Annotated in this window: 16 protein-coding genes; 6 read left to right on the plus strand and 10 right to left on the minus strand. The window is 53.9% G+C overall.

All coding sequences use genetic code 11. The features are described 5' to 3' along the window. Positions 1 to 218 precede the first annotated feature (218 nt). Together O2597_RS04940 and O2597_RS04945 are read left to right on the plus strand one after the other, a co-directional pair. Entirely contained in the window at positions 219 to 1,010 is a 792-nt protein-coding gene (locus O2597_RS04940; RefSeq protein ID WP_269523088.1) for a hypothetical protein, read from the plus strand. 392 nt (positions 1,011 to 1,402) lie between these two features. After that, positions 1,403 to 4,420: a helix-hairpin-helix domain-containing protein gene (locus O2597_RS04945; protein WP_269523089.1), complete on the plus strand. Its 3,018-nt coding sequence runs from the start codon at positions 1,403 to 1,405 to the stop codon at positions 4,418 to 4,420. Positions 4,421 to 4,516: 96 nt separating this feature from the next. Here the strand turns inward: O2597_RS04945 and O2597_RS04950 are convergent, their stop codons facing one another. Then, complete coding sequence (locus O2597_RS04950; protein WP_269523090.1) at positions 4,517 to 5,374, minus strand: helix-turn-helix transcriptional regulator; 858 nt, start codon at positions 5,372 to 5,374, stop codon at positions 4,517 to 4,519. Between the two features lie 196 nt (positions 5,375 to 5,570). Between O2597_RS04950 and O2597_RS04955 the strand changes: the two genes are divergently transcribed. From O2597_RS04955 to O2597_RS04965, 3 genes are all read left to right on the plus strand, one after another. Further along, positions 5,571 to 7,451 (plus strand): FAD-dependent oxidoreductase, encoded by a 1,881-nt coding sequence (locus O2597_RS04955; protein ID WP_269523091.1) that lies wholly within the window; start codon positions 5,571 to 5,573, stop codon positions 7,449 to 7,451. Positions 7,452 to 7,520: 69 nt separating this feature from the next. Beyond that, positions 7,521 to 9,551, plus strand: a complete 2,031-nt coding sequence (locus O2597_RS04960) for a beta-galactosidase (protein WP_269523092.1) — start codon at positions 7,521 to 7,523, stop codon at positions 9,549 to 9,551. A 120-nt stretch (positions 9,552 to 9,671) separates the two neighbouring features. Further along, a complete protein-coding gene (locus O2597_RS04965) occupies positions 9,672 to 10,337 on the plus strand; it encodes an REP-associated tyrosine transposase (protein WP_269523093.1) in 666 nt (221 codons plus the stop codon). 448 nt (positions 10,338 to 10,785) lie between these two features. On the opposite strand, the gene O2597_RS04970 is transcribed toward O2597_RS04965, so the two are convergent. Both O2597_RS04970 and O2597_RS04975 read right to left on the minus strand, forming a co-directional pair. Next, positions 10,786 to 11,460 carry a hypothetical protein gene (locus O2597_RS04970; protein ID WP_269523094.1) on the minus strand — a complete coding sequence of 225 codons (675 nt, stop codon included), beginning with the start codon at positions 11,458 to 11,460 and terminating at the stop codon, positions 10,786 to 10,788. A gap of 245 nt (positions 11,461 to 11,705) precedes the next feature. Further along, positions 11,706 to 13,088, minus strand: a complete 1,383-nt coding sequence (locus O2597_RS04975; protein WP_269523095.1) for a hypothetical protein — start codon at positions 13,086 to 13,088, stop codon at positions 11,706 to 11,708. Positions 13,089 to 13,109: 21 nt separating this feature from the next. Between O2597_RS04975 and O2597_RS04980 the strand changes: the two genes are divergently transcribed. After that, a complete protein-coding gene (locus tag O2597_RS04980) occupies positions 13,110 to 14,132 on the plus strand; it encodes a LacI family DNA-binding transcriptional regulator (RefSeq protein WP_269523096.1) in 1,023 nt (340 codons plus the stop codon). A 4-nt stretch (positions 14,133 to 14,136) separates the two neighbouring features. Here O2597_RS04980 and O2597_RS04985 read toward each other — a convergent pair whose 3' ends face one another. The 7 genes from O2597_RS04985 to O2597_RS05015 are packed head-to-tail and all read right to left on the minus strand — an operon-like array spanning position 14,137 to position 24,514. Next, a complete protein-coding gene (locus O2597_RS04985) occupies positions 14,137 to 16,242 on the minus strand; it encodes a glycosyl hydrolase family 28-related protein (protein WP_269523097.1) in 2,106 nt (701 codons plus the stop codon). Positions 16,243 to 16,285: 43 nt separating this feature from the next. Continuing rightward, positions 16,286 to 17,692 carry a hypothetical protein gene (locus O2597_RS04990; RefSeq protein WP_269523098.1) on the minus strand — a complete coding sequence of 469 codons (1,407 nt, stop codon included), beginning with the start codon at positions 17,690 to 17,692 and terminating at the stop codon, positions 16,286 to 16,288. A 24-nt stretch (positions 17,693 to 17,716) separates the two neighbouring features. Next, positions 17,717 to 18,589 (minus strand): alpha/beta hydrolase, encoded by an 873-nt coding sequence (locus O2597_RS04995; RefSeq protein ID WP_269523099.1) that lies wholly within the window; start codon positions 18,587 to 18,589, stop codon positions 17,717 to 17,719. Positions 18,590 to 18,625: 36 nt separating this feature from the next. After that, positions 18,626 to 20,011: an FAD-dependent oxidoreductase gene (locus O2597_RS05000; RefSeq protein ID WP_269523100.1), complete on the minus strand. Its 1,386-nt coding sequence runs from the start codon at positions 20,009 to 20,011 to the stop codon at positions 18,626 to 18,628. A gap of 31 nt (positions 20,012 to 20,042) precedes the next feature. Beyond that, positions 20,043 to 22,172, minus strand: coding sequence for an alpha-amylase family protein (locus O2597_RS05005; protein WP_269523101.1), 2,130 nt, complete (start codon positions 22,170 to 22,172; stop codon positions 20,043 to 20,045). Positions 22,173 to 22,199: 27 nt separating this feature from the next. Next, the gene (locus O2597_RS05010) at positions 22,200 to 23,846 is read right to left on the minus strand and encodes an FAD-dependent oxidoreductase (protein WP_269523102.1); all 1,647 of its coding nucleotides are present in this window, start codon (positions 23,844 to 23,846) and stop codon (positions 22,200 to 22,202) included. A 44-nt stretch (positions 23,847 to 23,890) separates the two neighbouring features. Then, positions 23,891 to 24,514 (minus strand): SGNH/GDSL hydrolase family protein, encoded by a 624-nt coding sequence (locus O2597_RS05015; RefSeq protein WP_269523103.1) that lies wholly within the window; start codon positions 24,512 to 24,514, stop codon positions 23,891 to 23,893. Positions 24,515 to 24,574: the final 60 nt, after the last annotated feature.

The raw sequence follows: 24,574 nt of genomic DNA on the forward strand, positions 1-24,574 counted from the left end.
TATTTTATAGGGAAAACCGCTCAGTTCTTGCGATCGTCTTGAACTGTTCGAATCATATATATGCTCGATTCTCCTCCTTCTCAGTATCCGCACTTGACGGCCGAGATGTCTTGAGTAGTATGAAATGCATTACATTTTGTGTGGGTTAACTACCTTATCCCTTTTGTTCCTGCTCAAACACATTGCCCTAGATTGTCTGCTTTGCACATTTATCTACTATGATTCTGACGGTTTTCCCACGACGCACATTTGTTCCCATTGCTTCCACTCTGGTAGCGCGAGTGATTTTATTGATTCTCGCGGGCCTTTGGCTGGCGCCGATCTGTTTGTGGGGACAGGCTGTTCAGCAGCCTGAGTCTGAAGGGGGTGCGACTACGGTTCGCATGTTATTGCTGACCGAAAAGGCGCAGAATCTGGAACTTTATTACAGCGAGAAGCCGGAGCTGGAGATTGATAGCGAGTCGGGTGGGGTGCTACCTCCATCGGGGCCTGTTCTCGTTGGCGCGCGTGGCTTGAGTCAGGCGTTACCATGCAAGGGCAAGGCATTATACATGTGGTTGAAGGATTCCGCTTCGAAAGATGGCTTTCGCCTTGTGTCATCGATTCAGATTGAGGCGTCCAGCGACGAGTTTGTGGTTCTACTTGTCCCAGGAGCAAAGCTTTTGAAGCCTTATCTGATCAATGCGTCATTGGAGCATTTTCAAGGTGGGGCGCTCTTGTTTTTCAACACGCTTGATGTGCCGATTGCGGCACAATTCAATGAGGAGGTGACGATTGTGCAGCCACTTGACCCGGTCATTGCCGAGGCTCCGGAATATGAGGATAAGCCATGGTTTGGGCTGCGCATGTATGAACCGGTTTCGGGTGGAGGTGCTAAAGTCTTTTGTAGCCGCCGCAGGACATATCAGCAAGGAGTCCGTTCCTATTATTTCATATTTAGAAACTCAAATAATGGGCGCATCGATTACCGTTCGATCAACGAGTTTATTGGTCTCCGGGGAATGAAATGAATTTAACGCGTATGAGTCATTCTACATTGTCAGGAAGAAGAAGCGCAGGCTTTGCCTTGGTGGTAAGTCTCAGCTTAATGGCACTCATTTTATTGCTGCTCCTCAGCATGGTCAGTCTGGTGAAGGTCGAAACGAGTAGTGCCCATGTGGCGCTTCAAAAGCTTCATGCCGAGCAGAACGCCCGACTTGGAATCTTGGTTGGTTTAGGTGAGCTGCAGAAGTCGCTCGGGCCGGATCAGAGAATCAGTGCCCCGGGAGGGCAGCGTCTGACTGACGATGATACCAGTGCACGCAAGCATTGGACTGGAGTTTATGATGCCTGGCCGGATACGAGCGCGACACGTCCGTCGCCGAATTTCGAGCGTTGGCTGCTCTCGGGAAGCGAGTCGGTTGTGTCCGATGTCCAGTCAGTTGAGAATGGCGCGGATCTGGCGAGCTCGCTTGTGACTTTGGTGCCGTCTGAATCCGATTCCAGTGGAACGGTCTCGGAGAAGGTTGAAGCCGGAGTGGAGTCCATTGAGGATACTGGAAACTATGCTTGGTGGGTCGGTGATGAAAATATCAAAGCCAAGCTGGGGAATCCTTTGGTGGCTGCCACGAATCAGGAGGAAGCGATGGATCAGCTGGAATCGCTTCCCCGTGCGAATCACGAGTTTCTACTCGGAGCCGGAATCGACGCAGAAGATGTCGCCAAGTTGTCGAGTGATGCGCAGTTTAGTGTGGCTAATGCAAGTCTTGATTGGGCCACCACCCCATACCGCCACGATTATTCGCTATTTGCCGAAGGGCTCTTAACCAATGTTCGCTCGGGGGGCTTTCGCAAGGACCTGAGCCTGTTGTTACAGCAGCCCTTGGATGATTTGAATGATGTTCTGGTTTTGTATGAAGGTCTGGGCGATGTTGATGACCCTCTGTATACGGCCAATGGTGAAGATGGCTTTACTTGGTTCGAAATGTGGCGTGACTTTAATGTGTGGGGGGAAATACAGTATCTGAATTCTCCACCAGCACACGAAGACGGTGGAGCAATTGCTGCCGGCACACCTTTTTTCGTGGCGGAAGCGACCCCAGCTGACGCTGCGGATGATCCCTTCCTGGCTTATAAGCATTTCACGGTATTGAAAACCGATTTAGTCTACTCCCTGACCGCGACAACGGTGGCCGCGACAGCCGATTCGCCGGAGACTTACAATCTTCACCTTGTCTGCGACCCCATTTTCACGATTTGGAATCCGAGTAACATCGGGCTACAGATTCCAAGCAGCACGGCCACTACATTTAAAGTTTGGCGCCCTCCCTATACATTGACGCTCTACGTCGACGGTGCCCCCAAATACTTTAATTTCAAGGACCTATACACGGTCAATTTCTTCTATGCCCGGGTTGGAAGAGCGCAGGATTTGGTCATGCGCCCGGGTGAAGTTCAAATTCAATCTCAGGGCTTCAATACTCCGATGGAATCCATGAAAGCTTTTGATAAGCATGAGATTTTCAATGCATCGATCGGTTGGGAAGACGGTTCCGGATACAAGACGCCTGCCCTTGATTACGCTCCAGAGGCCTCACGTGATGGCACGCAGGTTTTGACTTATAGTCTGTTTCCGAATACTTCGAATTTATATTATGCCCTTGTGCTCACGGGCACTGTGATCGGCTGGAACCAAACGAAGCCGAATACGCCGGATTTTCAGAATTACGGTTCACATAGCATTGCCTCGAAACCCGTTTCGATCAATGCGACTCAGTTTCCGGATGTATTTCCAACGATTGCGAATGATGTAAATATTTCGCATACCGTAGAAGAACTTTCTTATGTCGATACTCTTACGAATAAGCCATACAAATGGGCTTTGGCTGATTTTTCCTTTGGAGTTAAGACGGAAGTTGATCCTGAATTTGACCTCGAACCAGGTGCCCGCCGGACTGGGCGGAGCTTACTGCGTTTCAACCCTTCCACGCCTCAACTTACTATTTACGACTTGCAGGACAATATGCAGAGGGCTTCATCTTTGCAAATTGGCATGCGTAGGCTGAGTGATATGAGCGAGGCGGTTGAACTGACACCTGAAGGTTTGGGCTATTTCGGTGCCTCTTACGGTTCATATGATGGCGTGACTCATTTTACTGCTTACACGGTTGCCGAATCTCCGATTCACTCGCTTGGGGCTGCTCAAAACTTTATCCCGGATGGTGGAACAACGTCGAAGAGGAAAGGTAGCTTACAGCCTTTCATCATGCAAGCGATCGGAAATTCCTTTGCACCATCCGTCATTGCCGCGAATACGACTTACGCAGAGGATCAGGGGATCACATACGCGGATCATTCCTATCTGGTGAATGAAGTGCTTTGGGACGACTATTTCTTTTCTTCCATTGATCCAGTGACCGTTCCAGTCTACAAAGACTCGACTACGGCATATCAGGAGCAGTTAGACCGGTTTGAAGACTTTGTCGGTCTTAATAGTCAGGATAGTGTTCCGCTACCCAATTCCCGCATGCTTGCTTGGTTGGAAGATCCCGAAGACCCGGGGCAAACTGTTTCTCAACTATTTGCATCAGGGAAACCCCGGGCCGATGCCTACAAGAAGGTGGGAGCCAACTTGCTGGTAGATGGTATGTTCAATGTGAATTCAACTTCGGTTGCGGCCTGGAAGGCTTTGCTCGGTGGGCTCAAGGACATGTCGATGCCTGTGCGCTCCGCTGATGCGACTAGCGCGAATGTGACTTTAACGCAAAGCAGTAATGCTGTTGTGCCGGCATCTGTGACAGCGAGTGGGGGTGAGATTGATCCCTCTACGCTAACTGAGGCATTTCGTAATGATCCCGACCAATGGCTTGGCTTTCGCACCCTGACGGATGATCAGCTTGAGGAACTGGCTGAAGCGATTGTTGAACAAGTTAGGCTTCGTGGTCCCTTCCTTTCCTTAGCCGACTTCATCAATCGCCGGATCTCGACCGATGTTTATGTAGCCGTCTCCGGTGCGCTTCAATCCGCGCTGGATGATGCTTCTGTTTCCATCAACCAGGCTTATCGTCAAGGCACTCGTTCGCTAACGCTCGGCGAAGCACAGTCTGACAATTTTCCCTTTCCTGAAGCGGAAGCCGGGGTGAAGTCCGTGGCCGCACCCGGTTATGTCGATCAAGCGGACTTGTTGACGCCCCTCGGTCCATTGCTTTCGGCGCGAAGCGACACCTTCACCATCCGGGCTTATGGCGACAGTCTCGGCTTTGACGGTAGCGTCCAATCTCGCGTCTATGTGGAAGCCATCGTGCAACGCACGCCGGATTATGTCGATGGCAGTGACGACAACGAGGAAGACGCCAGTGACCTGTCGGATGTGAATCAACTCTTTGGTCGTAAGTTCCGGATTGTTTCTTTCCGGGTGATCGACCCGGATGATTTGAGCTAGTCGGTTTCTGCGCTGGGCTTTGTTATCTTGCGCCGCCGTTCCTCTTGAGGCTTGAAACGGTATCAGCGCGCTTGTCTTTGATTTGATCGGACGCGATCAATCGTGGACTCTCTGCTGCTGCCGATACGCCAATGGAGTGACGCCTTCACGCTGCTTGAACCAGTAGTTGAAGTGAGAGGGGGAGGAAAATCCGAGATCGTAGGCGATTGTTTTCAGGCTGCTGTGATCGGCAATTAATGCATCCTGGGCGAGTTGTAGTTTTCGGGCCTCAATCTGTTGGTGGATGGTGCGGCCAGTTCCGGAGACCATCAAACGATCCAGATGTGACGTGCTTAATTGCATGCGACGCGCAATGTCCGAGGTCTTTATTTTTTTATCGGGCGCATTGATTGCCTCATCAATGGTGACCAAGGCCTGGCTGACCAGTGGATTCTCTTGGATCCCTGTTTGTGGCGGCATTTCATGCGAATGAAAGACTTTCGCGAGTTCTATGAGGAAGACTCGGAGTGCATTTTGTGACATCAGGAAATGCTCCATATCCATCTCTTGCTGGCGTAGGTAATAGCCATCCCCGATGTGCAGTCTGACTTCTTCCAGGACCTTTAGCGCTGCTTCGTTAAATTCGGGAGATAGATGGCTTTCAAAGCAAAGAGGGTAGCCTTCGTCGTAAACGGCATCACCGGTCGGAAATTGAAAACGAAATCCGATCGAGAGGATCTCACAGTTGGGACTGAAACGCTGGAGGCGCTTGCCCTGGCGGAGAACGAGCCATTGTCCCTTTCTGGCTCGTTTGACGGAGGCTTTGCTCTGACCGGCCTCCGCCCATCCTTTTTTGACGAGAAGTGCGGTTTGGAAGTTATTTCGTGTTTCGTAAAATTCTTCCGTATGCTTCATCCGCTTCTCATAGGCCCAGATCAGTTGCATGCGCAGCGTGATCCATTGGTCGAGTCGCATACTTGGAAGTGATGAGGTCATGATCGTGACGAAGACGAGCTGGTGAATTTCAGCAAAGATGTCTCAAGTATAGGTCTGCACACTGTCTTACGCAAAATGCGTGTCAATGGTCTGGTGAATTTATGACATAAAATATGTAATTTATGTCATCATGCCGACTTGAAGCTGAAATCGACTCTGTTGCATACTTGAATGTATGAACCCCAATTTGAATTCGAAGCATTTTGCTGCCGACCTCTGTGTTGTTGGCGGTGGTATGGCAGGACTGGTAGCTGCGGTTGCGGCGGCGCGGCGCGGGGCCAGTGTCGTCTTGATTCACGATCGCCCGGTGCTGGGGGGGAATGCCTCTTCGGAGGTGCGAATGTGGATTTGTGGAGCATTGGGCTATCACCGGAAGGAGACCGGGATTCTCGAAGAGATCATGTTGCTCAATATGAAGCGCAATCCCGGAGGCTGTTACTCGGTCTGGGATTCGGTCCTGTATGAATTTGCTGCGATGACACCGGGGCTGACGACCTTGCTCAACTGCAGTTGCAATGACTTGGAGATGGAGGGTTCGCGTATTACCAAAGTGAATGCCTGGCAGCTCACGACCCAGACTTGGCATACCATTGAGGCGAGCTATTTTATCGATTGTTCCGGGGACTCGATTCTCGCACCGCTCTCGGGGGCGGATGTGGTCGTGGGTCGGGAAAGCCGGGAAGCTACGGGCGAGCCCATCGCGCCCTTAAAGGCGGATCTGAAGACGATGGGGAATTCGATTTTGCTGCAACTGGAAGAGACGGCGGAAGCGCAACCATTCACACCCCCGGAATGGGCCTACCAGTTTGATGATGCGTCGAATTTACCTTCCAGAATCGGTTCCGGGTTCGGGCAGAATTTCTGGTGGCTGGAAATCGGTGGTCTCCAGAATACGATCGATGATGCGGAAGCGATTTACGACGAGCTGGTCAAGGCAGCCTGGGGTGTGTGGGACTACATGAAGAACCGTGGGCCTCAGGCAGAGAAATTGAAAAACTGGCGGCTCAAATGGATGGGCTCACTCCCGGGCAAGCGGGAGAATCGCCGCTACGTCGGGCCACACATGTTGACGCAGATGGATTTGGAGTCTGAAGGTCAATTTGAGGATATCGTGGCGTATGGTGGATGGAAGATGGACGACCATCATCCGGCCGGGCTTTATTATCCGGGTGCAGCCACGATTTTTCATCCCTGTCCTTCGCCGTATGGGATTCCTCTGCGATCGCTGTATTCCAGGAATGTGGAAAATCTGTTCTGTGCCGGTCGGAATATTTCTGCGACGCATGTGGCTCTGTCCTCGACCCGGGTTATGGGCACCTGTGCGATCATGGGGCAGGCCGTGGGCACTGCGGCGGCGCTGTGCACGCAGCTCGGCTTGATGCCGGCCGAGCTCTCCAAGGAGAATATCCAAACGGTGCAATGGCATTTGATGGAGGACGATTGTTGGCTGCCCGACTTGCCCCGCCGATCTTCCGGGCTGACGCAGAATGGGACCTGCACAACTTCGGATGGTTCTGATGCGACTGTGCTCATGGACGGCCATGAACGGGATGCAGACCATGGGAAGCATTATTGGAGCGCAGCTGTGGGCAGCTCTGTTGAGTTGGCATGGAATCAACCCGAAACGGTCGAATGCCTACGACTGGTATTTGATAGCGATTTGACTCTCAGAAAGCGAATGCCGTCCCAATACGGATTTGATGAACCCAAGTTGAAAGTTCCCAATAGCATGGTAAAGGCATTCACGGTGGAGGTTCTCACCGAATCGGGCGAGTGGGAGGTTTTGCGCAAAGAGGAGGCGAATGCGCGGCGACTCTGGGTCTTGGCCGTCGGCAAAGCGGTTTGTGGCATTCGTTGGACGGGACATGCCACCTGGGGAGGGGACAATGAGCTTCGTCTGTATAGCATGGAAGCATTGGACACTGTGCTGCCGCTCACCTTCAGCCCTAGCGAGGGTGCATCGTGGTCGAGCGTCTGTGCCCGAATCCCAGCTAAAGACATGGCGGCACCGGACCATGGGCTGGAGAAGAAAAGCGAAACCTTGGTGGGTGCTTAAGTTGATTTCTTTTGAATGTGTTCCCGATTGTGATCGGATTTTCTGTGCCGTCCTTTAACCTGTTTTTAGATGAAGCCTCGTGAGCAAATATTATTCGGAGGAGACTATAATCCCGATCAATGGTTGAGCCAACCGGATGTGATTGATCGGGACTTTGAGCTCTTCGAAAAGGCCCGTATCAATACCCTGACGCTGGGAGTTTTTTCCTGGGCGAGCTTGGAGCCGGAAGAGGGGCGTTATGAGTTCGGATGGATGGATGATATTTTCGATCGTGCCGAGCGCCAGAACATGCATATCATTCTCGCGACGCCGAGCGGCGGCAAACCGAACTGGATGGCTTTGAAGTATCCGGAGATCCGGCGCGTGACTGAAACGGGGCAGCATGAAGTGCAGGGGAGGCGTCACAACCACTGCCTGACTTCACCGGTCTATCGTGAGAAGGTGCGTGCGATGAATGAACAGTTGGCGGCTCGCTACGGAGACCGTGAGGCACTGATCCTCTGGCATATCTCCAATGAGTTCAGTGGCTATTGCTATTGCGACCAATGCTTCGCGGCCTTTCGTCAGTGGCTGAAGGCGAAGTATCAGAGTTTGGATGCTTTAAACGATGCCTACTGGAGCCGATTCTGGAGCCACACCTACACCGATTGGGAACAGATCCAGACCATCGACAAGACGGTTTGTGGGCTCGTGCTCGACTGGAGGCGTTTCATGACCGAACAATGTCGCAGCTTTATCCGTAATGAAGTCGAGCCGCTACGCCGTCACTCTCCGAAGATTCCTGTAACGACCAACTTCATGGGCGTTCATCTGGATTACGATTATCATCAGCTTGCCAAAGAACTCGATGTCGTTTCCTGGGATGCCTATCCCTCTTGGCACACGCCTCAAACGGACTCGCTGACCAGCCATCATTCGCTCTTTGCCGGCTTCCGGCATGACCTTACACGGAGCCTGAAACGCCAGCCCTTCCTGTTGATGGAAGCGTCCCCCGGTCCGGTAAACTGGAAGGATGTCTCACCCCTGCTGCGTCCGGGTATGCTGCGTCTGGCGGGGATGCAGGCGATCGCCCACGGCTCGGATTCGGTCTGCTACTTTCAGATGCGCAAAGGGCGGGGGAGCATTGAACAATTCCATGCTGCAGTCATCGATCATGTGGGGCATGGCAATACCCGGATGTTCCGTGAGCTTAGTTCGCTCGGGCAATCCTTGACGCAAATGGAATCGGTCGTGGGGATGCCCACCCCGGCTAAAGTCGCTGTGGTCTTCGACTGGGAGTCCTCCTGGATCCTGGATGCCGCCGGGACGCAACATAATACGATCAAGCAATACTTGGAGACGGTATTGGCACACTACAAGCCATTCTGGGATCGCGGCGTTGCGGTCGATGTCGTCGATGCCAAAGCGGATTGGAGCGCTTACCAGCTGGTGGTCGTGCCGATGCTTTTCTTACTTCCAGAGTCCTCCGCACAGAGGCTGGCTGAATTTGTCGAGCGTGGTGGCACTTTGGTGACGACTTACGGGACGGGTGTGGTGGACGAAACAGGTCTGGCCATCGCCGGCGGTATCCCGGGACATCTGCGTGAGGTTCTGGGCATTTGGGTCGAGGAATCCGATGCGCTGCCGGATCCTTGTCGCCGGAGGATCAAGACGCTTACAGAAGCGAAATGTCTTTCGGGCAGCTACGAGGCCCGTCACTATTTGGACGTCTTACACCTGGAAGGCGCGGAAGCGCTGGCTGTTTATGACGAGGATTTCTATGCGGGTTCTCCGGCACTGACGAGGCATGAATACGGCAAAGGCGCCGCGTGGTATATTGCCTCCCGGAATGACGAGCGCTTTACGAGCGATCTTCTGGGGAATCTGGTCAAGCAGCTGGAGATCCCTTATAGTCTGAATGCAGGCCTGCCGAAGGGTGTCTCGGCTCAAACCCGGGAGAGCGAAGGGCGGCGTTTGTTGTTCCTTATGAACTTTAACGACGAAGTGGTTTCCTGCGATTTGGGTTCTAGCCTGTATGCCGATATTGAAACCGGGACAGGCTACACTGGATTGATCGAGCTGGAGCCGTATGCGGCTTTGGTTTTGAGGGAACGCGAATGAAGCACTCAGGTGGCGGCTCAGCTGCTGGCCGTAGTCGACTTGCTTTAGCCGGTCGACCGAATGTGCAAACGGTGTCACACCGCCGATTCGGGTCGCACGGCTGAAGCGGTGCGACTACGCTTGCAAACGCAAATTAACGTAGTATTCTCGGTGATAATGTCGAACAGGGCGGATATTCCGAGCGAGTGCTGGTCCGGAACAATGCTTGGGTGCTACTACGATCAGCTACCACATTGGGTCGTCGATTTTGGCTGTTATGCCCTCACCATTCGATGCAAAGGGAGCCTTCCCAAAGCCATCATCCAGAAGCTCGCTGAAATCAACGATGCCTTAAAAGACATTACTGCCCAAAACGAAGAAGCACTAAAATACCACCGGCGCTCGTTCCAGATTTTAGAAGCTTATTTGGACAAAAGTGGTGAGAATGCACTTTTTCATCAACCCAATGTCCGCCTATCATTCAGCGAGTTCATGCAAGATTACGATATAAACGGCCTGCGATTAAAAAATTGGGCAATCATGCCAAATCACATGCATTTGCTAACCGAGCCTTTTCGTGCACAAGAAGTTCAAGATTTCAGATCCGCCATCCAACAGTTCAAGCTGAGGTCGACCCAGAATATCAATAGGGCATTGAAGCGAAGTGGGCCGGTCTGGCAAAAAGGATGGTATGACCGATGGGTCCGAAATGAAAATGAGTTTCGGCGCTGGCTTAGATATATACAGATGAACCCCGTAAAAGCCGGACTTTGTCATTCTCCGGAAGAGTGGATCGGCCTCCAGTAGTCGACCTGTTTTCCTGTCCGCCGTAGTCGACTTGCTTTAGCCGGTCGACCGGAAGTGCAAGCGGTGCCACAACGCCGATTCGGGTCGCACGGCTGAAGCGGTGCGACTACGTCACTGAAGCTTCACATTAGACATTCGGCTCAAGATCTTTGTAAACCGCATTATGGCGCTGGCTTTCGATTTACCATGAATCGTAAAGGGCCCCTCGAATTAACGATCGGCCCCACGTTCCTGTCCGCCGTAGTCGACTTGCTTTAGCCGGTCGACCGAAAGTGCAAGCGGTGCCACAACGCCGATTCGGGTCGCACGGCTGAAGCGGTGCGACTACGTCACTGAAGCTTCACTTTAGCCATTTAGCTCAAACTTTTCGAGTGCTTCTGATTTACAATGAATAGAAAAGGCCGCTCGAATAAAGGAGCGGCCCTGGAAGAATTCTATGTCACAGGTGCTAACTAAGGCGTTTACGAATGGCTATCCAGAGCAATGCGGATGCGCCGGCAAGCAGGGCAAAAGTGCCGGGTTCGGGGATGGCAGATACGGTCCCGCTTAAGTTCACATCATCAATATGATAAATTTTTGAAGCGTTGTTATTGCCTCTGTCTCCAATCGTGAATCGGAAATCGATAGTTTCACCATTTGTCAGGCCAGTTAAGCTACTGGCAACGACTGAGTTTGTTGCTGTTAAATCGACGGTTACCAAGTCGTAGCTTGAAGTATTACCATGCGTGTAAGCCCCGATTTTGTCACCGGTTCCCGTATATCCGACTGCATCCGTATAGACGCCCAAATCGGCAGTTACCGAATCTGTGGCAAAGAGTAAGGTTAAACTTGTTAAATCCAAGGTCTCTCCCGCATCTAGATTTTGAACCGTAAAGGAAAATGAAAAATAAGCCGGTGGATCTGAGGGATTCGTGGAGTTGCTTGTAATATCAGCGGTTACCTGTGCTTCATTTGAGGTAAAGGTGCCATTGAGCGTTTGGAATGCGCTTGCTGACGAATAGGTTGATGTGTCGGTCGAAACCACCGAGTTACTATCGAAGGTGTATTCTGCAATCGTTTCAGCCTGAACTGAGAGTGTGCCGAGTAGGGATGTGATGGCTAGTAGAGATGTTTTTGCATTCATAGTTTCGGGGTGGTTTTACTGGGATTTGATTTAGGTGAGTGGGTGATTTAGAATTCATGCAATGCTTTGCATTTTGAATTTCGTTAGGTGCATCAACAAGTGTGTTTCATTACATAAAATACGTGTTCGATATCATAATCTTTTCATGTGCTCATAGGGTGCAGTGCTGTGTGTGATTCTAAATGGATGCCATGGCCCTGTGCGGCTTACGAAAACTGGAAATTTCACATCTGAGTGGCATATCATTATGTGTAGATGAAGTGGGCACTGGCTCCTTCGCAGTCCTTGTCGGCGGTGACGCGCACCCAATGGGCACTGAATCCATCTGCAAAGGTATGGGGCGTGTATCCCTTGGCTGGGACTGTGATTTGCTGGTAAGTCTTCCATTCGCCACAGCCGAGAAAATCGACTTCGATTGTAAAGCTTACTTCACTGTCCGACTCATGGCTGAGGTGGAGGACCTTCTTGTCGAAACCGGTCATGAGGTAAGGATCGGAAGGTTCGTTGGCTTTGACCGCATCCTTCCACCAGGGACCGCCCCAGCCAGCGGCCTTGCCTAGATTCCAGAGGTCGTCGACTTTTCCGAACCAGAGGCCGGATTGAGGCTCGGCGCAGTGCACGTTTTCTTCGGCTTCGCGACTGACATTATCGGCACCGATAATGAACATGCCCTTCCAGGAGGTGAAATCCGCGTGGACCGACAAGTGTGTGGAAATCGGCCGCACCCCCCAGATGCGATTTCCGTAAGCGTAGGGAGAAAGCTCATACCACATGCCGTGGTGATCCATCATTAGGCGCTCATGCTCCGTAGCACGGATGCGGGGCCACTCGGTCTGCCATTTGTGTTCGTAGGTGTGGGAGGCTTTCGGTAGGCGATAGGTGGTCCACTTGTCGTCCGCCTTCGTATAGACCTTGAGAATGGCGGATGCTCGGTCCCAACCATTGGCAAAAATTGTGTGACCGAAATGGCCGAGTCCGTTGACTGAAATGAAGGGCTTACGCTCGATGACGGTCCATTTCTCGCCGTCGTATTCCGCGAGCGTCCCTTCCGTGCGCTTACCTAGATAATCCTCTTCGTTGTAGTCGTTGTTGGTGACGACGAGACGCCCTTGCCCCGTGTAGCAGTCCTTGAAGTGACAGGAAAATTCACCGGGTGTGTTGAGCTCTTTAGTGAGATCGAAGAGGTGAGTGGCTTCCAGCGTATAAACGTTCAGTTCATAGAGCTCGCCTTCCATGCCCAGCATATAAACCAGTTCTTTTGGATTGGTTAAGTGAGTGGCGGTGCCACAGAGACGAATCCCGACCAGCTCTTCGACCGTGCTGACATTGTGCTCGGTGTCGACCACATGTGGACCGATAATCATCCTGTTGGAGGGGCCGTGGACAAAGCGGTTGGCATAGGTGCCGACGACTGCTTTCTCGTGCATCGCCATCTGATAATTTTCATCGACCACGCGCAGTCCTGTTCCGATACCGCGCCGGTGGGAGACGTAATTCAGGATGTAAAGTTTACCTTGCCACGGCATCAGACAGCCGATGCCAATTTCGCTGCGAGGCGGGCCAAAGCCAGCGACTTGTGCATAGTCGGGGATGATGCCGGAAACATTTACGGGGAGTTCGTTTTTCATATTCGCTTAAATCATGGTCGCATGAATTGCGTTGCCAATAGAAGTGAAATGTTTTCAGTAACATTCGTGCCAAAAAAAACTTCAAACAGTGACAAGCGTCCTACGATTTATGATGTGGCGACGTTGGCGGGTGTGAGTCACATGACCGTTTCGCGGGTGCTGAATGGGAAACAAGTCGTTCGTCCCGCGACTGTGGCAAAAGTTGAAGCGGCTGTTAATGCCTTGGGCTATCGTCCGGATCCCGTGCTTTCCGCTTTGGCGGCCTATCGGTCGACCAGTCATCCCGCGAGTAGTTTGTCGAATCTTGCTTTCCTCGACCGTGACCAGACCGAATACAGCGCAGTGGTTTACGAAGGAGTGAAAGCGGAAGCCATTTTAAACGGCTACAGTGTCGAACGGCATGTTCTGATGCATGATCTCAAGCAACAATTACAACTTGCCCGGATGCTGTATAACCGGGGTGTGCGGGGACTTTTGTTTGGTCCTTCGTTTGAAGAATGGAAATTCTCCGACTGGGATTGGTCTCGATTTGCCATGGTGTCCTTGGGTGCGGTGATGCACGAACCGCACATGGACTCGGTTTGTATGAATTATTTTGAGGGTGCGTTTCAGGCCTGCCAGATCTTACGCGAGCGTGGATGCTATCGAATCGGTTTTGCGGTTAATCCCTTTATTGAAAAGCGCACGGGCCATCGCTGGTTAGGGGGCTATGCCGCAGCGGTCGGCTTGCGAAACCAAGTGGTGTTGGATGGGGCATGGCCAACGAATGAGTCCGACTTTTCGGCTTGGTGCGATGCGAACCAATTGGATGGCGTCCTGGTGGCTAACGAATCGCTACTTTCATACTGGCACGGGAACCCACGTCATTTCGTTATGCTTAACCACGTCAATCAGTTCAATGACTCAACGATTATGCGTATCCATCTGGACCCGAAGCAGATTGGAGCGGAAGGCGTGCGCCTACTGCACCAATCCATCTTGCGGAACGAATTGGGCTTATCCAAAAAGCCAAAGAAGATCGCCCTCGAGGGAACCTGGTTGTAATCGCTTACTCTTGGCGAATCACAGTCAGTGGCAGGAAGGCTTGTCCTTTGCGACCGATGCGTTTGGGAGCTTCCTCTTTGTCGTAGGACCAGCTTTCATTGCCTTCCTTCACTGTGAGCAGGGTCTTGTAGCCAAAGTGGTCGCGGCTGGGGCCGTTGGTGCCCGCGAAGATGCTGGCTTCGGAATCTTCCACCAGAAAGACAGGATTTGGTGAGTAACCATCGATCAGGAATTTTTCCTGGCAATACTGATTCGCTTGACCGCCTAGGACCTCCAGACGTGTGCCGTCTTTTGCGGCAAAGCAGATCTGATTCTTTTCCGTCTTAAATCCGAAGACCCAAACGTCGGAAGACTGAAAGGGGAAGTTCGTGTCCGTGCCCGATTCGGTATCGATCCATCGGGCCCAGATTTTCTGATTGTTGAATCCACCGTCCACTTTACCCAGATTGGTCGCATTGGTAAGGAAGAGTTTGACGCCGGATTCAGAGTTTTGATTGACGTAGGCTTTGCTGCCACGCGTCCCGAAATTCCGGAGACAAAGGGTTCTCGGAGCCTGGTGGGAGACGCTGTTATGATTGATCTGGATATTCTCGATTGTCAGTGGATCCGGTGCATCATTTTTGATGATGAAGATCGGTTTTTTGCTCGTTTTCTCACCAATCAGAATCGTATGGAGCCCGTTGATCACTTTCACGGTCGGGGGCACTGTGACGGGGCCGCTGATGTAGTATTTCTGTTGCCGTCCGAAGAGGACAAAGGCCTTGCCGCTGTTCAGTGCGGCTTGCAGAGCCTCGCGGTAATCCGGCACTTCCTTCGACTTTTCGGATTCAGAGAGGTAGTCATCTACATCGGCCCAACCGTCAGGCGTATCAGGGAAGCGCACGGGCGGTTCGTCTTCGATCGGTAGATTCAGTGAACGCAGGTTGCCGCTTGTCAGAGTTCCCGGGATCGCCAGTGGCGCGGGGTAAGTGAACTCGTCGATGTTGGTTCCTGTAGGAGCGTCAAAGAGAGTCGATTGCATCGCATTTACATAATGACTGCTCGTAATGTTTCTTGTGAAAATAGTGCCTTTCTTTAGCTCGATGGCTGCAGAAGCTACGCTCTTTTCTAAGCCACCCAGCGCGCTGTCGATAATCGCGACTTGGCTGCCCGGGCCGCGTTGAATCAGTGCGGGACCTTCGCAGTCGATTACATCAATGGCGCGGAGTGATGCGGTGGCGTCCTCTAGTGTGATGGCGGCTTCTTTTTGACCTTTGAGTGTCACATACTCGAAGGCGTTGTGGGTCATATGATAGGGGATCATCCAGATGCCGTAGTTGAATCCTACGACGGTGAAATCGGCATGATAGCCCATGGAGGGACTAGTGAGAATCCGAATGCCTGCAACTCCCTGGCCGTCGCCGGATTTAATTAGCAAATTACGAAGCGAGCTCTTGTTGGCTCCGGCATAATTAATCGCGATCGCGCCGGGGTTACCGGAGCCGCTGTCAATTGTGAGGTTTTCGATGCAATTAAAGGTCTGTATATTGTTATCCTCTCTTCGGGCGAGGGAGATGATAGGCTTGGCTTCACCTGCCTCAAATCCTGTGGCGTGGTCTTTCAAGCGGATGACCGTGCCTTCACGGCTTTCCCCCTGATAGCGGATATGGTTCAGTCCTTCGCTGACGGCGTATTTCTTTCGGTAGGCGAGTGCCTCTCCCGAGTAGACGATGGTATCGGAGACAAGGTATTCGCCATCCGGGAGATAGATGGTATACATGTCGGCGATGGGCCAATAGACGCCGTCTTCGATTCGCTGACGAACAGTGTCGGCAATGAAGTCGTAGGCCTTGACCAGCGCTGCCGTGTCATCGGTCTTGCCGTCACCTTTCGCATTGAAGGGCGGTTGGGTGACGTCGATCACACGCCCACCGTTATGATAGAAAGCGCTCTCCGGGTAAATCGCATGGGTGGCGGGGTGACGATCGCCGATACGGGGACTTTCCGGGCTGGTGTCAGCGACCGCATTGGCCGGTTCGTTTGCGCATCCGATCATCTGAATGATACAGAATGCGAGTGCCAGATTTTGAATGATTTGCTGGGAGAATCGGATACGAGTGGTTGGGGGCATCTTTGGTATTTTTATTGTTCGCTCAGGGCAGTCCTGAGGCCGCTTAACTTAAGGGAGATTCAACTTCTTCGATGCAGTCGGGGCGATCGAGTGCCTCGAAATCGGCACCGTCGAGCTGCTCGTCCGGACCGATCGCGACCCCCATCGGATTCATCTTCAGGCCGGCAAAGCGGCGCACACCGTCCAGCTCAAGACTCCACATCTGTTGGTTTGTTTTCCACGTCATTGAGCCGGAACTGCGATGAACACAGGGGATCGGCTGCTCCGGCGGGCTCTTCATCTTCGCACCCATCCGGTTGATGGTGTAGGTCCATACCCCGAGGTAGTTGCCTGTGAGCATGAAGAGCGGATCTTCGTTGTTGAGCGCTGACGGGATCGATCCGTCGGCATAAATATAGGCGGGAATGGTTTGCTCAAGCCGATGGAGCAGTGTCTGTTTCTTCGCATCCGGATAGAGGTCGAGATGCTTTTGAAGAAGTTGTGAGAGCGGTAGCATCTCACTGACGAGGTAGGGTTGGCGTATCCAATTGAGTATCTTCGTTTTTTCGTTCGGGTCGGTTTCCGCACCCCATGCGAAATAGAGGCGACTATCAGGTCCTTCGTAGATCGAATCAAAGAGCGCTTCTTTTGAGCGGCGCACGATTCCTGGAATGCGTGCATCGCCGGTGCTTTCATGGATCTCATCCAGCATGTTCAGGACGATGATATGATAGCCGACGGTCTCCGTGAAATTCGGTTTATCGCCACGTTCAAACAAGCCGATCGCCTCGTGAAAATAGGCGGGGGAGAGCAATAGGTCCAAGGTGGGCTTGCCGTATTTCCGGTAATACAAATCGTCACCGAAAACTTCCGCGTAGCGGGCCATGGCAGCGACGACGACGAGGTCTTGGTTCGCAACCCCACAGAAGCCGCCCGAAGACAATCGACCGGACCAATCGGTGCCCTTGAGCCACCATTCTTTGACGAACCAATCCAAGTGCTTTTTGACCGTTATGCGGATCCGCTCGACGGTTTTGGGATTCGCCGCCGACCAACGGGCATATTCAAGTAGGCCAACCAAGGGAAATGCCTGCGCAATGGGGCAGGTTTTCTCCGGCACGTAGGTGGGTTCATGTGGACCCGATGCGTGGAAGAACCCTCCGCTGGCTGCTTGTAGACTGATAATATTTGCAACGAGATCTTCTGCCTGCCAGAGCCAGCGATCATCCTTCGTGTGATCGTAGAGCTGGGTGAACCCGTTCATTAAGACATAGGCCTTCGAAACAGTCTGGCCATGGTAACGGCGTTGTAGCACGGATGAGTTGCCCCAGCATGCATGGAAGTGCAAGGCCCCGAAGTTTCCGGCACCCTGTTGCCAACTCATCAAGTGATTCGTCGTCAGGTTCAGAAGGTCCTGATTGACTACCTGATCAAGGAGGGCGGATGCCCGTGGGTATTTAATTGGATCCATGGCTTCGGTGCGAATTCCTAACTGTTATTCCGATACGGTCTTAGCTTTCTCAAAATATTTATGGAAGAAAAGCATCTGATACTCGATTTCTGTCTTCCAGTAGCTCCAGGTGTGCCCGCCGGTGCGTTCGATATACATGTGGTTGATCTTTGCCTTTTTCAGGGCCTCATGGACGGCACGGCTGGTTCTGAGAAAATGGTCTCCGGTGCCACAATCGATAATGATCGCGAGCTCGCCGTCTTTCAATCCGTCGAGGTTCTCAATCACGGAGGCCTCTTTCCAACGTTCGGGATAGGTCGCTTGATCGCCGATCCGTTTGCTAATGCTCGCGCCGAGGCTTGAATCGATGTAGGGCATCAAGTCCAGAACCCCGCTCATGCTGCCAACGGCACCGAATACATCGGGATGCTTGAGTGCGGCAAGCATGGCCCCATGGCCGCCCATGCTGTTGCCTGCGATGGCACGGTATTCGCGACTGGCTTTGGTGCGGAGTGTGGCGTCCACATAGTCCACGACTTCCTTCACGATATGGGTCATGTATTGACTGTCGGCACGATCCGGAGAGTCCAGATACCAACTGTCCTTGTCGCCGTCCGGGCAAATGATGATGGTCTGGTATTGGTCAGCCAGATCGGTGAGAGGTGCGGCGTTTTGCCAGTGGGAGTAGGTGCCACCTTTACCATGGAGCAGATAGACCACCGGGTAAGTGTCGGTGGACTCCTTGTAAGAATCCGGAACAATGGCAAAGGCGGGGATCTGCTTGCCCATGGATTCGCTGGGAATCTCCAGCTTCCGCTTTACACCTGCCATGCAGGGTTGGGTGGCACCGAGAGCGACGAGTCCGAGCAGGAGGGCACATGTGGTTGCTTTAGGGCGGAATGAATGTGGGAGTTTCATAAGTAAGAGTCAGATATGATTTCAGAATTCGATTTGTTACGGCAGTTTGGCTCCATTTTCTAGGAGCAGCTTCCTGACGGCGGCATAGGGCACTTGGTTGGCGGGTGTGGCCGTTTGCGCAGAGACGGCGGCAATGGTGCCGGCGGCTTGTCCGATGGCCATGGCGATCGGGGTCACGCGAATGGCGGCCAAGGCGTCGTGATTCGCGCTGATGCAGCGGCCTGCGATGACGAGATTGCTCGGCTGTGCGGCGAGCAGACAACGCATGGGGATCTGATACTGGATGTGGTCGTCCAGATGTTGGGAGTTGGTTTCCACCTTGTCCGGAGAGTGGATATCGATCGGATAGCCGCCCAGCGCGATCGGGTCCTCGAAGTTTTTACCCGAGAGAAGGTCTTCACCAGTCAGGCAGTAGAGCCCTTCGGCGCGGCGGCTTTCGCGGACGCCGATCTGTGACGCGCCGCTCATCATGATGGCATGCTCAAAACCGGCGCAATGACGCTTGAGGAAATTGAATATCTGGAGGTTTTGCCGGCGGCCGATCGTCTCGGCCTTGCTCAGATCGAAGGGATTGGTCGCATCCAAACCTTGGATACGCGAGGTGTTGACGATGACGACGCCGGCGGTGGCGGTTTCAAAGAAGAGAACAAACTCGCGCGGCACATCGACCTCGCCCCGTTCCTTGGCGGCCGCCCAGGTATGTCGGTAGGCTTTCAGGCTGACGCGTGGGGTTGCCCGCAGGCGTTTGAGACCTTCTTCGACGCCGAGATCGAATTCAAAGTTATCCGGATTATCTTCCACATCACGGCGGACGGCAGCCATGTCGACGTTTCCGATCTTCAGGTTCATCGTCATCGGCTGCATGGCTTCGTCGCCGGCGCGGCCTTTGGCAAATTTGACCCCGAGCGTGGCAAGCAGGTCGCCGTCTCCGGTCGCATCGACAAAGACCTTTGCCCCGTAAGTCTGCAGGCCGGCCTTGTTGCAGACGGTGATGGATTCGATCTGCCCATTCTCGTCTTTGTGGGCGCTTGCAAAATGGGTGTGGTAGAGGATCTCGGCACCGGCTTCACGGAGCATCAGCTCCAACTCGATTTTCAAAGCCTCACTTTCAAAGGGAGTGACCGTGCTGCAATAGGTGACACTGTCCGGGATGTGGCCGGGGCTGGCGTCCTTGGCCATCATGCGTTGAATGAGCTCCTCCGGTTGGCCCAGCACGACCTGCTCACCGGCAGGGTTGTGGAAGCTCATCATCGGGCCGACGCCCATGGCGGTGAGCGAGCCGCCGAGAAAGCCGTGTTTTTCGATCAAGAGGACCTTTTGACCCGCGCGGGCGGCGGCAATCGCGGCGTTGGAGCCCGAGGGCCCACCGCCGACGACGATGACGTCATAGCTGGCGGTGATCGGTAGATTGATGGATTCCATGGTTTTGAAAGTGGATAAATTTTGACGGGAATTAACCGATGCTGAGCACGCGCACGTCGCCGGCGGGGATCTCACAGGTGATCGTATTTGTGGATGTCGATTCCATACTTTCACCGGAAAGGAGTTCGGTGACCGGGGAGTCCTCGGATTGTATTACAGACACCGTTGCCGGTTCTTGCGAGTCGTTCATCAGGAAGAGCAGACGCTGTTGCCCGGACAGTCCAGTCCGCCAGCGAACTTGATTGGGGGCTTCGACTTGTAAGGCCTCTGTCGTTTGCGCGCGGCTTCCAGAGAGGTTGAGCAGCTGTGTGACCCAATCGCGGAAGCCGCTCTTTTGTTCCGCGTAGGGTGCATTGAGGTCGGCAACACCCAAGCCGGCGTAAAAGCCCAGTGCATAAACATGCCCTTTACCTATGCTGCGGTGCATGGCGATGGCTTCATTCTCATAGCTGGCAAGCAATTGTGCGCCTCCGGTTAAATCCTCCAGCGGAGTGGTGAACCAATCCGCTTCGACTGCAAACTGCTGCCCTTGATCTGCCAGTTGAATCTGTCGGCGGCGTCCCTGACGTCGCCCGATGTAGGCAAAGCCCAGTGCATGCATCAATGGGCGGTCTTCCGGTTCCGGGCGGTAGAAGCCCTCGGCGTTCCAGGCATCGGTTTCGGCTTCGCAGATCAAAGTGCCACCGGCTTCGACCCATGCGATCAACTGAGGCACTGCCTCGGGATCGACAATGTTGGCGCAGGGGAGGACGAGCAGCTTAAGTTGCGGGAGCACCTTTTCCAAATAGGCGGGCGTGACCACTGTGGGAGGCTGATGCAGTTGTTCCAACACGCACATCCATGCATAGACGGATTGCTTGGACTTGTCGGCCTGTGCGGTTTCGGCCGCTTCGAGTTGGTAATTCTCCGGGGCAAACCAAACGCCTACGCTCGACGGGTCCGGCTGATAGGCATCCAGAAGGGCTTCGTGTTGTTTCCAGACTTTGGTGATCCGGCGCAGCGCGGCCATACGTTCATCCGCCAGACCGTCACGGCCTGCCAGTCCGAAGCCGGTGGCTTCGCGTCCGAAGACCTCGTTGCACCAGCTCCAGAAGATGACGGCCTTTGCGCCGCAAGCCGCGGAGCTCCAGAGCCAACGTTGCTGTAGGTCGAAGGGGACCGGCTCTCCCATCTCCTGACCGTAGTTGGCGGCGGCACCTTGGAGCTCGGTGATCCAGAGTTGGGCATTGCCGGATGCCTTGATGGCGGTTTCCAGCGCACCGACGGTCACCATGAAATTGGACAGGGAAAGCTTGTGCCAAAGCGGGAAAAACGAGGTGCCGTAGGTGTCGAGGACTTTGGCGTGCTCCCAGTCGCTGCCCCGTGAGACCGGAGTTTGGAAGCTGGAGGCGATGCCGCATTGATCGACCGATGGCGTGGCACCGTGGGCACCGACCGGTTGGGGGAGGTCAGCTTCGCGGAAGATCTGATTCCGGAAGCGCATATGCTCCTCGGAGCGGAATTGGAGGAAGGCGGAAAAGGCCATCGTTTCGGTGTAGGGCCTACCGACCATCTTGCCGGGAAAGACATCGTCCCAGGAGACATAGCGGCGATGCCAGGCTTTGTTCAGACCGTCGAGATCGCCGTGTCGGTGCTTCAGCCATTCACGAAAGGCGGCGAGGGTATGCGGACAGTGGCAGACGTGGCCATCGGCATGGATGTTCCAACGGGTTTCATTCCAAATGTCCCAGGAAACGAGGTTGCTTCGATGTTTAAAGTGCTCGGCGGTCGCCTTGAGGAATTCGCCCATGCGTCGGGCGACTTCCGGGTGGTCGGTGCAGCATCCCGGGGTGAGGCCAAAGTTCGACTCGATGCGATGGCTGGAGATCACGCGGTTCCCCATGTGGTCGATCATCGCGCCATCCGGAATGATGCGATGGATCCATTCGGGGTGGAGCTCTCCCACCGTGCTGATGATGACGCCCAGGCCCTGCTGTTCGGCTTCGTCGAAGAGTGCGTCGTAGTCGTCGTAGCGATACACGCCGGGTTCCGCTTCCACCCAGGCCCAGGTGATCCAGATTTGCAGCGCATCCAAACCGCATGCTTTGATCTGTGCGAGGTCGCGTTTCCAAAAGCGGTATTCAGGGAAGGGGGGGCGATAATACTGTGCAGCCAGTAACATGGATGATTTGCTTTTGAACAGGGAGGCTTATTGATGTGCGCCAGCGGGTTCGCAGGACTGTGATTTGGCGGATAAAATTTGGCCGTCCTCCAGCAGTCGTTGCTGAAGTTGTGCGTAATCGATCGCTTGGACGCTCCGTCCGGCATCAATCGCCTGGGCGGCCGCCGTCGCAGCCGATTGGCCCAGAATCATGAATACCGGTTCCATGCGGGCGGAACCGTAGGCGACGTGTGTGGCCGAAATGCAGACCGGGACGATCAGATTGCTGCAAACACTTTCCTCCGGAATGAGTGCACGGTAACTGATGCCGTAGGGTTGGGCGGGGCTGAAGAAGAAGCCCTCATGGCAGAGCCGGCCTTCTGCATCCACGTAGCGTGTGACGCTGTGTGAATCCATTGCGTAGGATCCCATACCCACGGGATCGTCGCTTCTTACCTTCCCGGAGCTGTCATGCTCGGTGATGATGTAACAGCCACAGAGTCGTCGTGCTTCCCGCACATAGAGCTGCCAGGGCCAGTGTCCGGTGTCTTCGAATTCATCTTTCGGTAAGCCCCACTGCAAGACCTCGTTACGCACCTTCTCCGGGATGCGCTCGTCATGTCCGAGAAACCAGAGCATACCTTGGACATAGTCACGATGCTGTTCCCAAATCTTCTGGCGCGTTGCATAGTCCGCTTCAATCCAGTCGTAGTTTTGCCCGACAAAATCGGTGGAGAACGGACCGTGGTTATTTGAGTCGGTCTTCCGATTCGGCATCGGGGTCAGCTTGAACAAGTTACGGCCGGGGAATTGATCCGGGTCCTGCGCGAGTGAACGTGCCCAAAGCTCATACCACTCCGGATCATAGTTCTTCGGCTGTGTAATCGGGATCCGGTTTTCTGGGGCGTCCGTCAATGTGATGCGGAATGTGTAGGCTTGTAGGCGCTGATCGGCTGTGCCGGGCATTCCCGGTGCGGATGCTTCGATGCCCGGTAGCGGACCGCTCTCCGGTTGCCCTTCGACGCGAAACGGGTCGATCGTTTGCACGTCTGCCGGTTGGATGCCGTTGAGGGTTTCTCCGAACTGTGCGTTGTCTTCACGTCCCTGCATAAAGGGCACGCCGGCACCGGCCATGAGGTCGCCTTCATAGCTCGTATCGATAAAGACGGCTGCCTTAAAGACGCGTCCGCTCTCCGTCCGGAGGGACGTGATGCGATTGCCTTCCATCTGCACACCCGCAACACGCTGGCTGGACTCTGCGAGCATGGTGCGGTCGAGGCGCTCGCCGAAGTAAACGCTCACCTTGTGATCCCGCAGGAAACGCTCGAAGAGCGCCTGCGCGACTTTGGGCTCGATGAAAAACTGGAGTTCACCCGGCTCAGAAATCGCGTCCCTGTGGCGTGGGGCGTAGGCCTCTCGTGTTTCAGCCGCCCACGCTTCCGGGGATTGGTAATATTGATAGGCTTGGCTGTAGAATTCGCGTGCCAGTCCTCCGATCAGATGCGGCTTCCCGATGTCAGTCGCTCCGAGGCCACTGGCAGCCATGCCGCCAATGTGCTGGCCCGGTTCAAGCAGTGCCACCGATTTGCCCATGCGGCAGGCTTGCACGGCAGCCATGATCCCCGAGGGGGTGGCTCCGTAGATCACGAGATCGGCGGTGATCTCTTTATTTGAATTTGGGGCAGTTGCCTGCATGGAAATGTTTCGTTGCCAAGTGTGGACTGTGGCTGTGTCGGCTGCTATTTCGTTTCGAGCCCAAGCTTTTCGAGTAGGATCGGCATGACGATCGCTCGGTATCCATTCTCCGCTGGATGGAGTCCGTCGGGAACATATTCCCTGAAGGTCGCCTCATCCTTCTCGAGTAGCTCTGTCCAAGCCGGCATATAATCGATCAAGAGGAAGCCCCGTTCGGCCGCCACTTCTCGGTAGTTCTCCTGGCAAGCCTCCAGGGTAGGGCGCCATCCCTTGTGCCCTTTCGGGCGATCGATGACGGGGTTCATGACTTGCAGGATGATTTCACAATCCGGGTTGTTCGCGAGTATCCGGTCGATCATCAGGTTGAGATTTGCCTTCGTCTCTTCCGGTGTGAGTTTGAATCGGGCGACGGCGTCATTGACCGAGAATTCCAGGAATACTGTATCCGGATTCTTGGAGAGGACGTTCTCCTCCAGGTGCTCGAGTCCCCATTTTGAATTTTTCCCTGAGCCTGAATTATTGTATGCCGTCACCAATCCTGGGTAGCGGGCTTTCAATTCTGCAGTCAGCAGGCGGTTCCATGCGCCATGCGCAGTGAGACTGGTGCCGTAATACGCGATGGTTTGCGCCTTCCCGGCTTCGAGATTGCTGATCAAGGATGTGGTCATCTGATTTTTTGGGGCTGATTCGGCATGCAAGCTACAGGTCAATAGTGAAAGCAGGGCGAA

Origin of the sequence: Coraliomargarita parva, assembly GCF_027257905.1 — a bacterium.
Lineage (GTDB): Bacteria > Verrucomicrobiota > Verrucomicrobiia > Opitutales > Coraliomargaritaceae > Coraliomargarita_A > Coraliomargarita_A parva.

Bases quoted from the DNA above. Each gene is read 5' to 3' on its own strand.
- O2597_RS05015 (WP_269523103.1), bottom strand. From the start codon at position 24,514: ATGACCACATCCTTGATCAGCAATCTCGAAGCCGGGAAGGCGCAAACC.
- O2597_RS04955 (WP_269523091.1), top strand. From the start codon at position 5,571: ATGAACCCCAATTTGAATTCGAAGCATTTTGCTGCCGACCTCTGTGTT.
- O2597_RS04990 (WP_269523098.1), bottom strand. From the start codon at position 17,692: ATGGATCCAATTAAATACCCACGGGCATCCGCCCTCCTTGATCAGGTA.
- O2597_RS04940 (WP_269523088.1), top strand. From the start codon at position 219: ATGATTCTGACGGTTTTCCCACGACGCACATTTGTTCCCATTGCTTCC.
- O2597_RS05010 (WP_269523102.1), bottom strand. From the start codon at position 23,846: ATGCAGGCAACTGCCCCAAATTCAAATAAAGAGATCACCGCCGATCTC.
- O2597_RS05000 (WP_269523100.1), bottom strand. From the start codon at position 20,011: ATGGAATCCATCAATCTACCGATCACCGCCAGCTATGACGTCATCGTC.
- O2597_RS04960 (WP_269523092.1), top strand. From the start codon at position 7,521: ATGAAGCCTCGTGAGCAAATATTATTCGGAGGAGACTATAATCCCGAT.
- O2597_RS05005 (WP_269523101.1), bottom strand. From the start codon at position 22,172: ATGTTACTGGCTGCACAGTATTATCGCCCCCCCTTCCCTGAATACCGC.
- O2597_RS04980 (WP_269523096.1), top strand. From the start codon at position 13,110: ATGAATTGCGTTGCCAATAGAAGTGAAATGTTTTCAGTAACATTCGTG.
- O2597_RS04950 (WP_269523090.1), bottom strand. From the start codon at position 5,374: ATGCGACTCGACCAATGGATCACGCTGCGCATGCAACTGATCTGGGCC.
- O2597_RS04970 (WP_269523094.1), bottom strand. From the start codon at position 11,460: ATGAATGCAAAAACATCTCTACTAGCCATCACATCCCTACTCGGCACA.
- O2597_RS04985 (WP_269523097.1), bottom strand. From the start codon at position 16,242: ATGCCCCCAACCACTCGTATCCGATTCTCCCAGCAAATCATTCAAAAT.
- O2597_RS04975 (WP_269523095.1), bottom strand. From the start codon at position 13,088: ATGAAAAACGAACTCCCCGTAAATGTTTCCGGCATCATCCCCGACTAT.
- O2597_RS04995 (WP_269523099.1), bottom strand. From the start codon at position 18,589: ATGAAACTCCCACATTCATTCCGCCCTAAAGCAACCACATGTGCCCTC.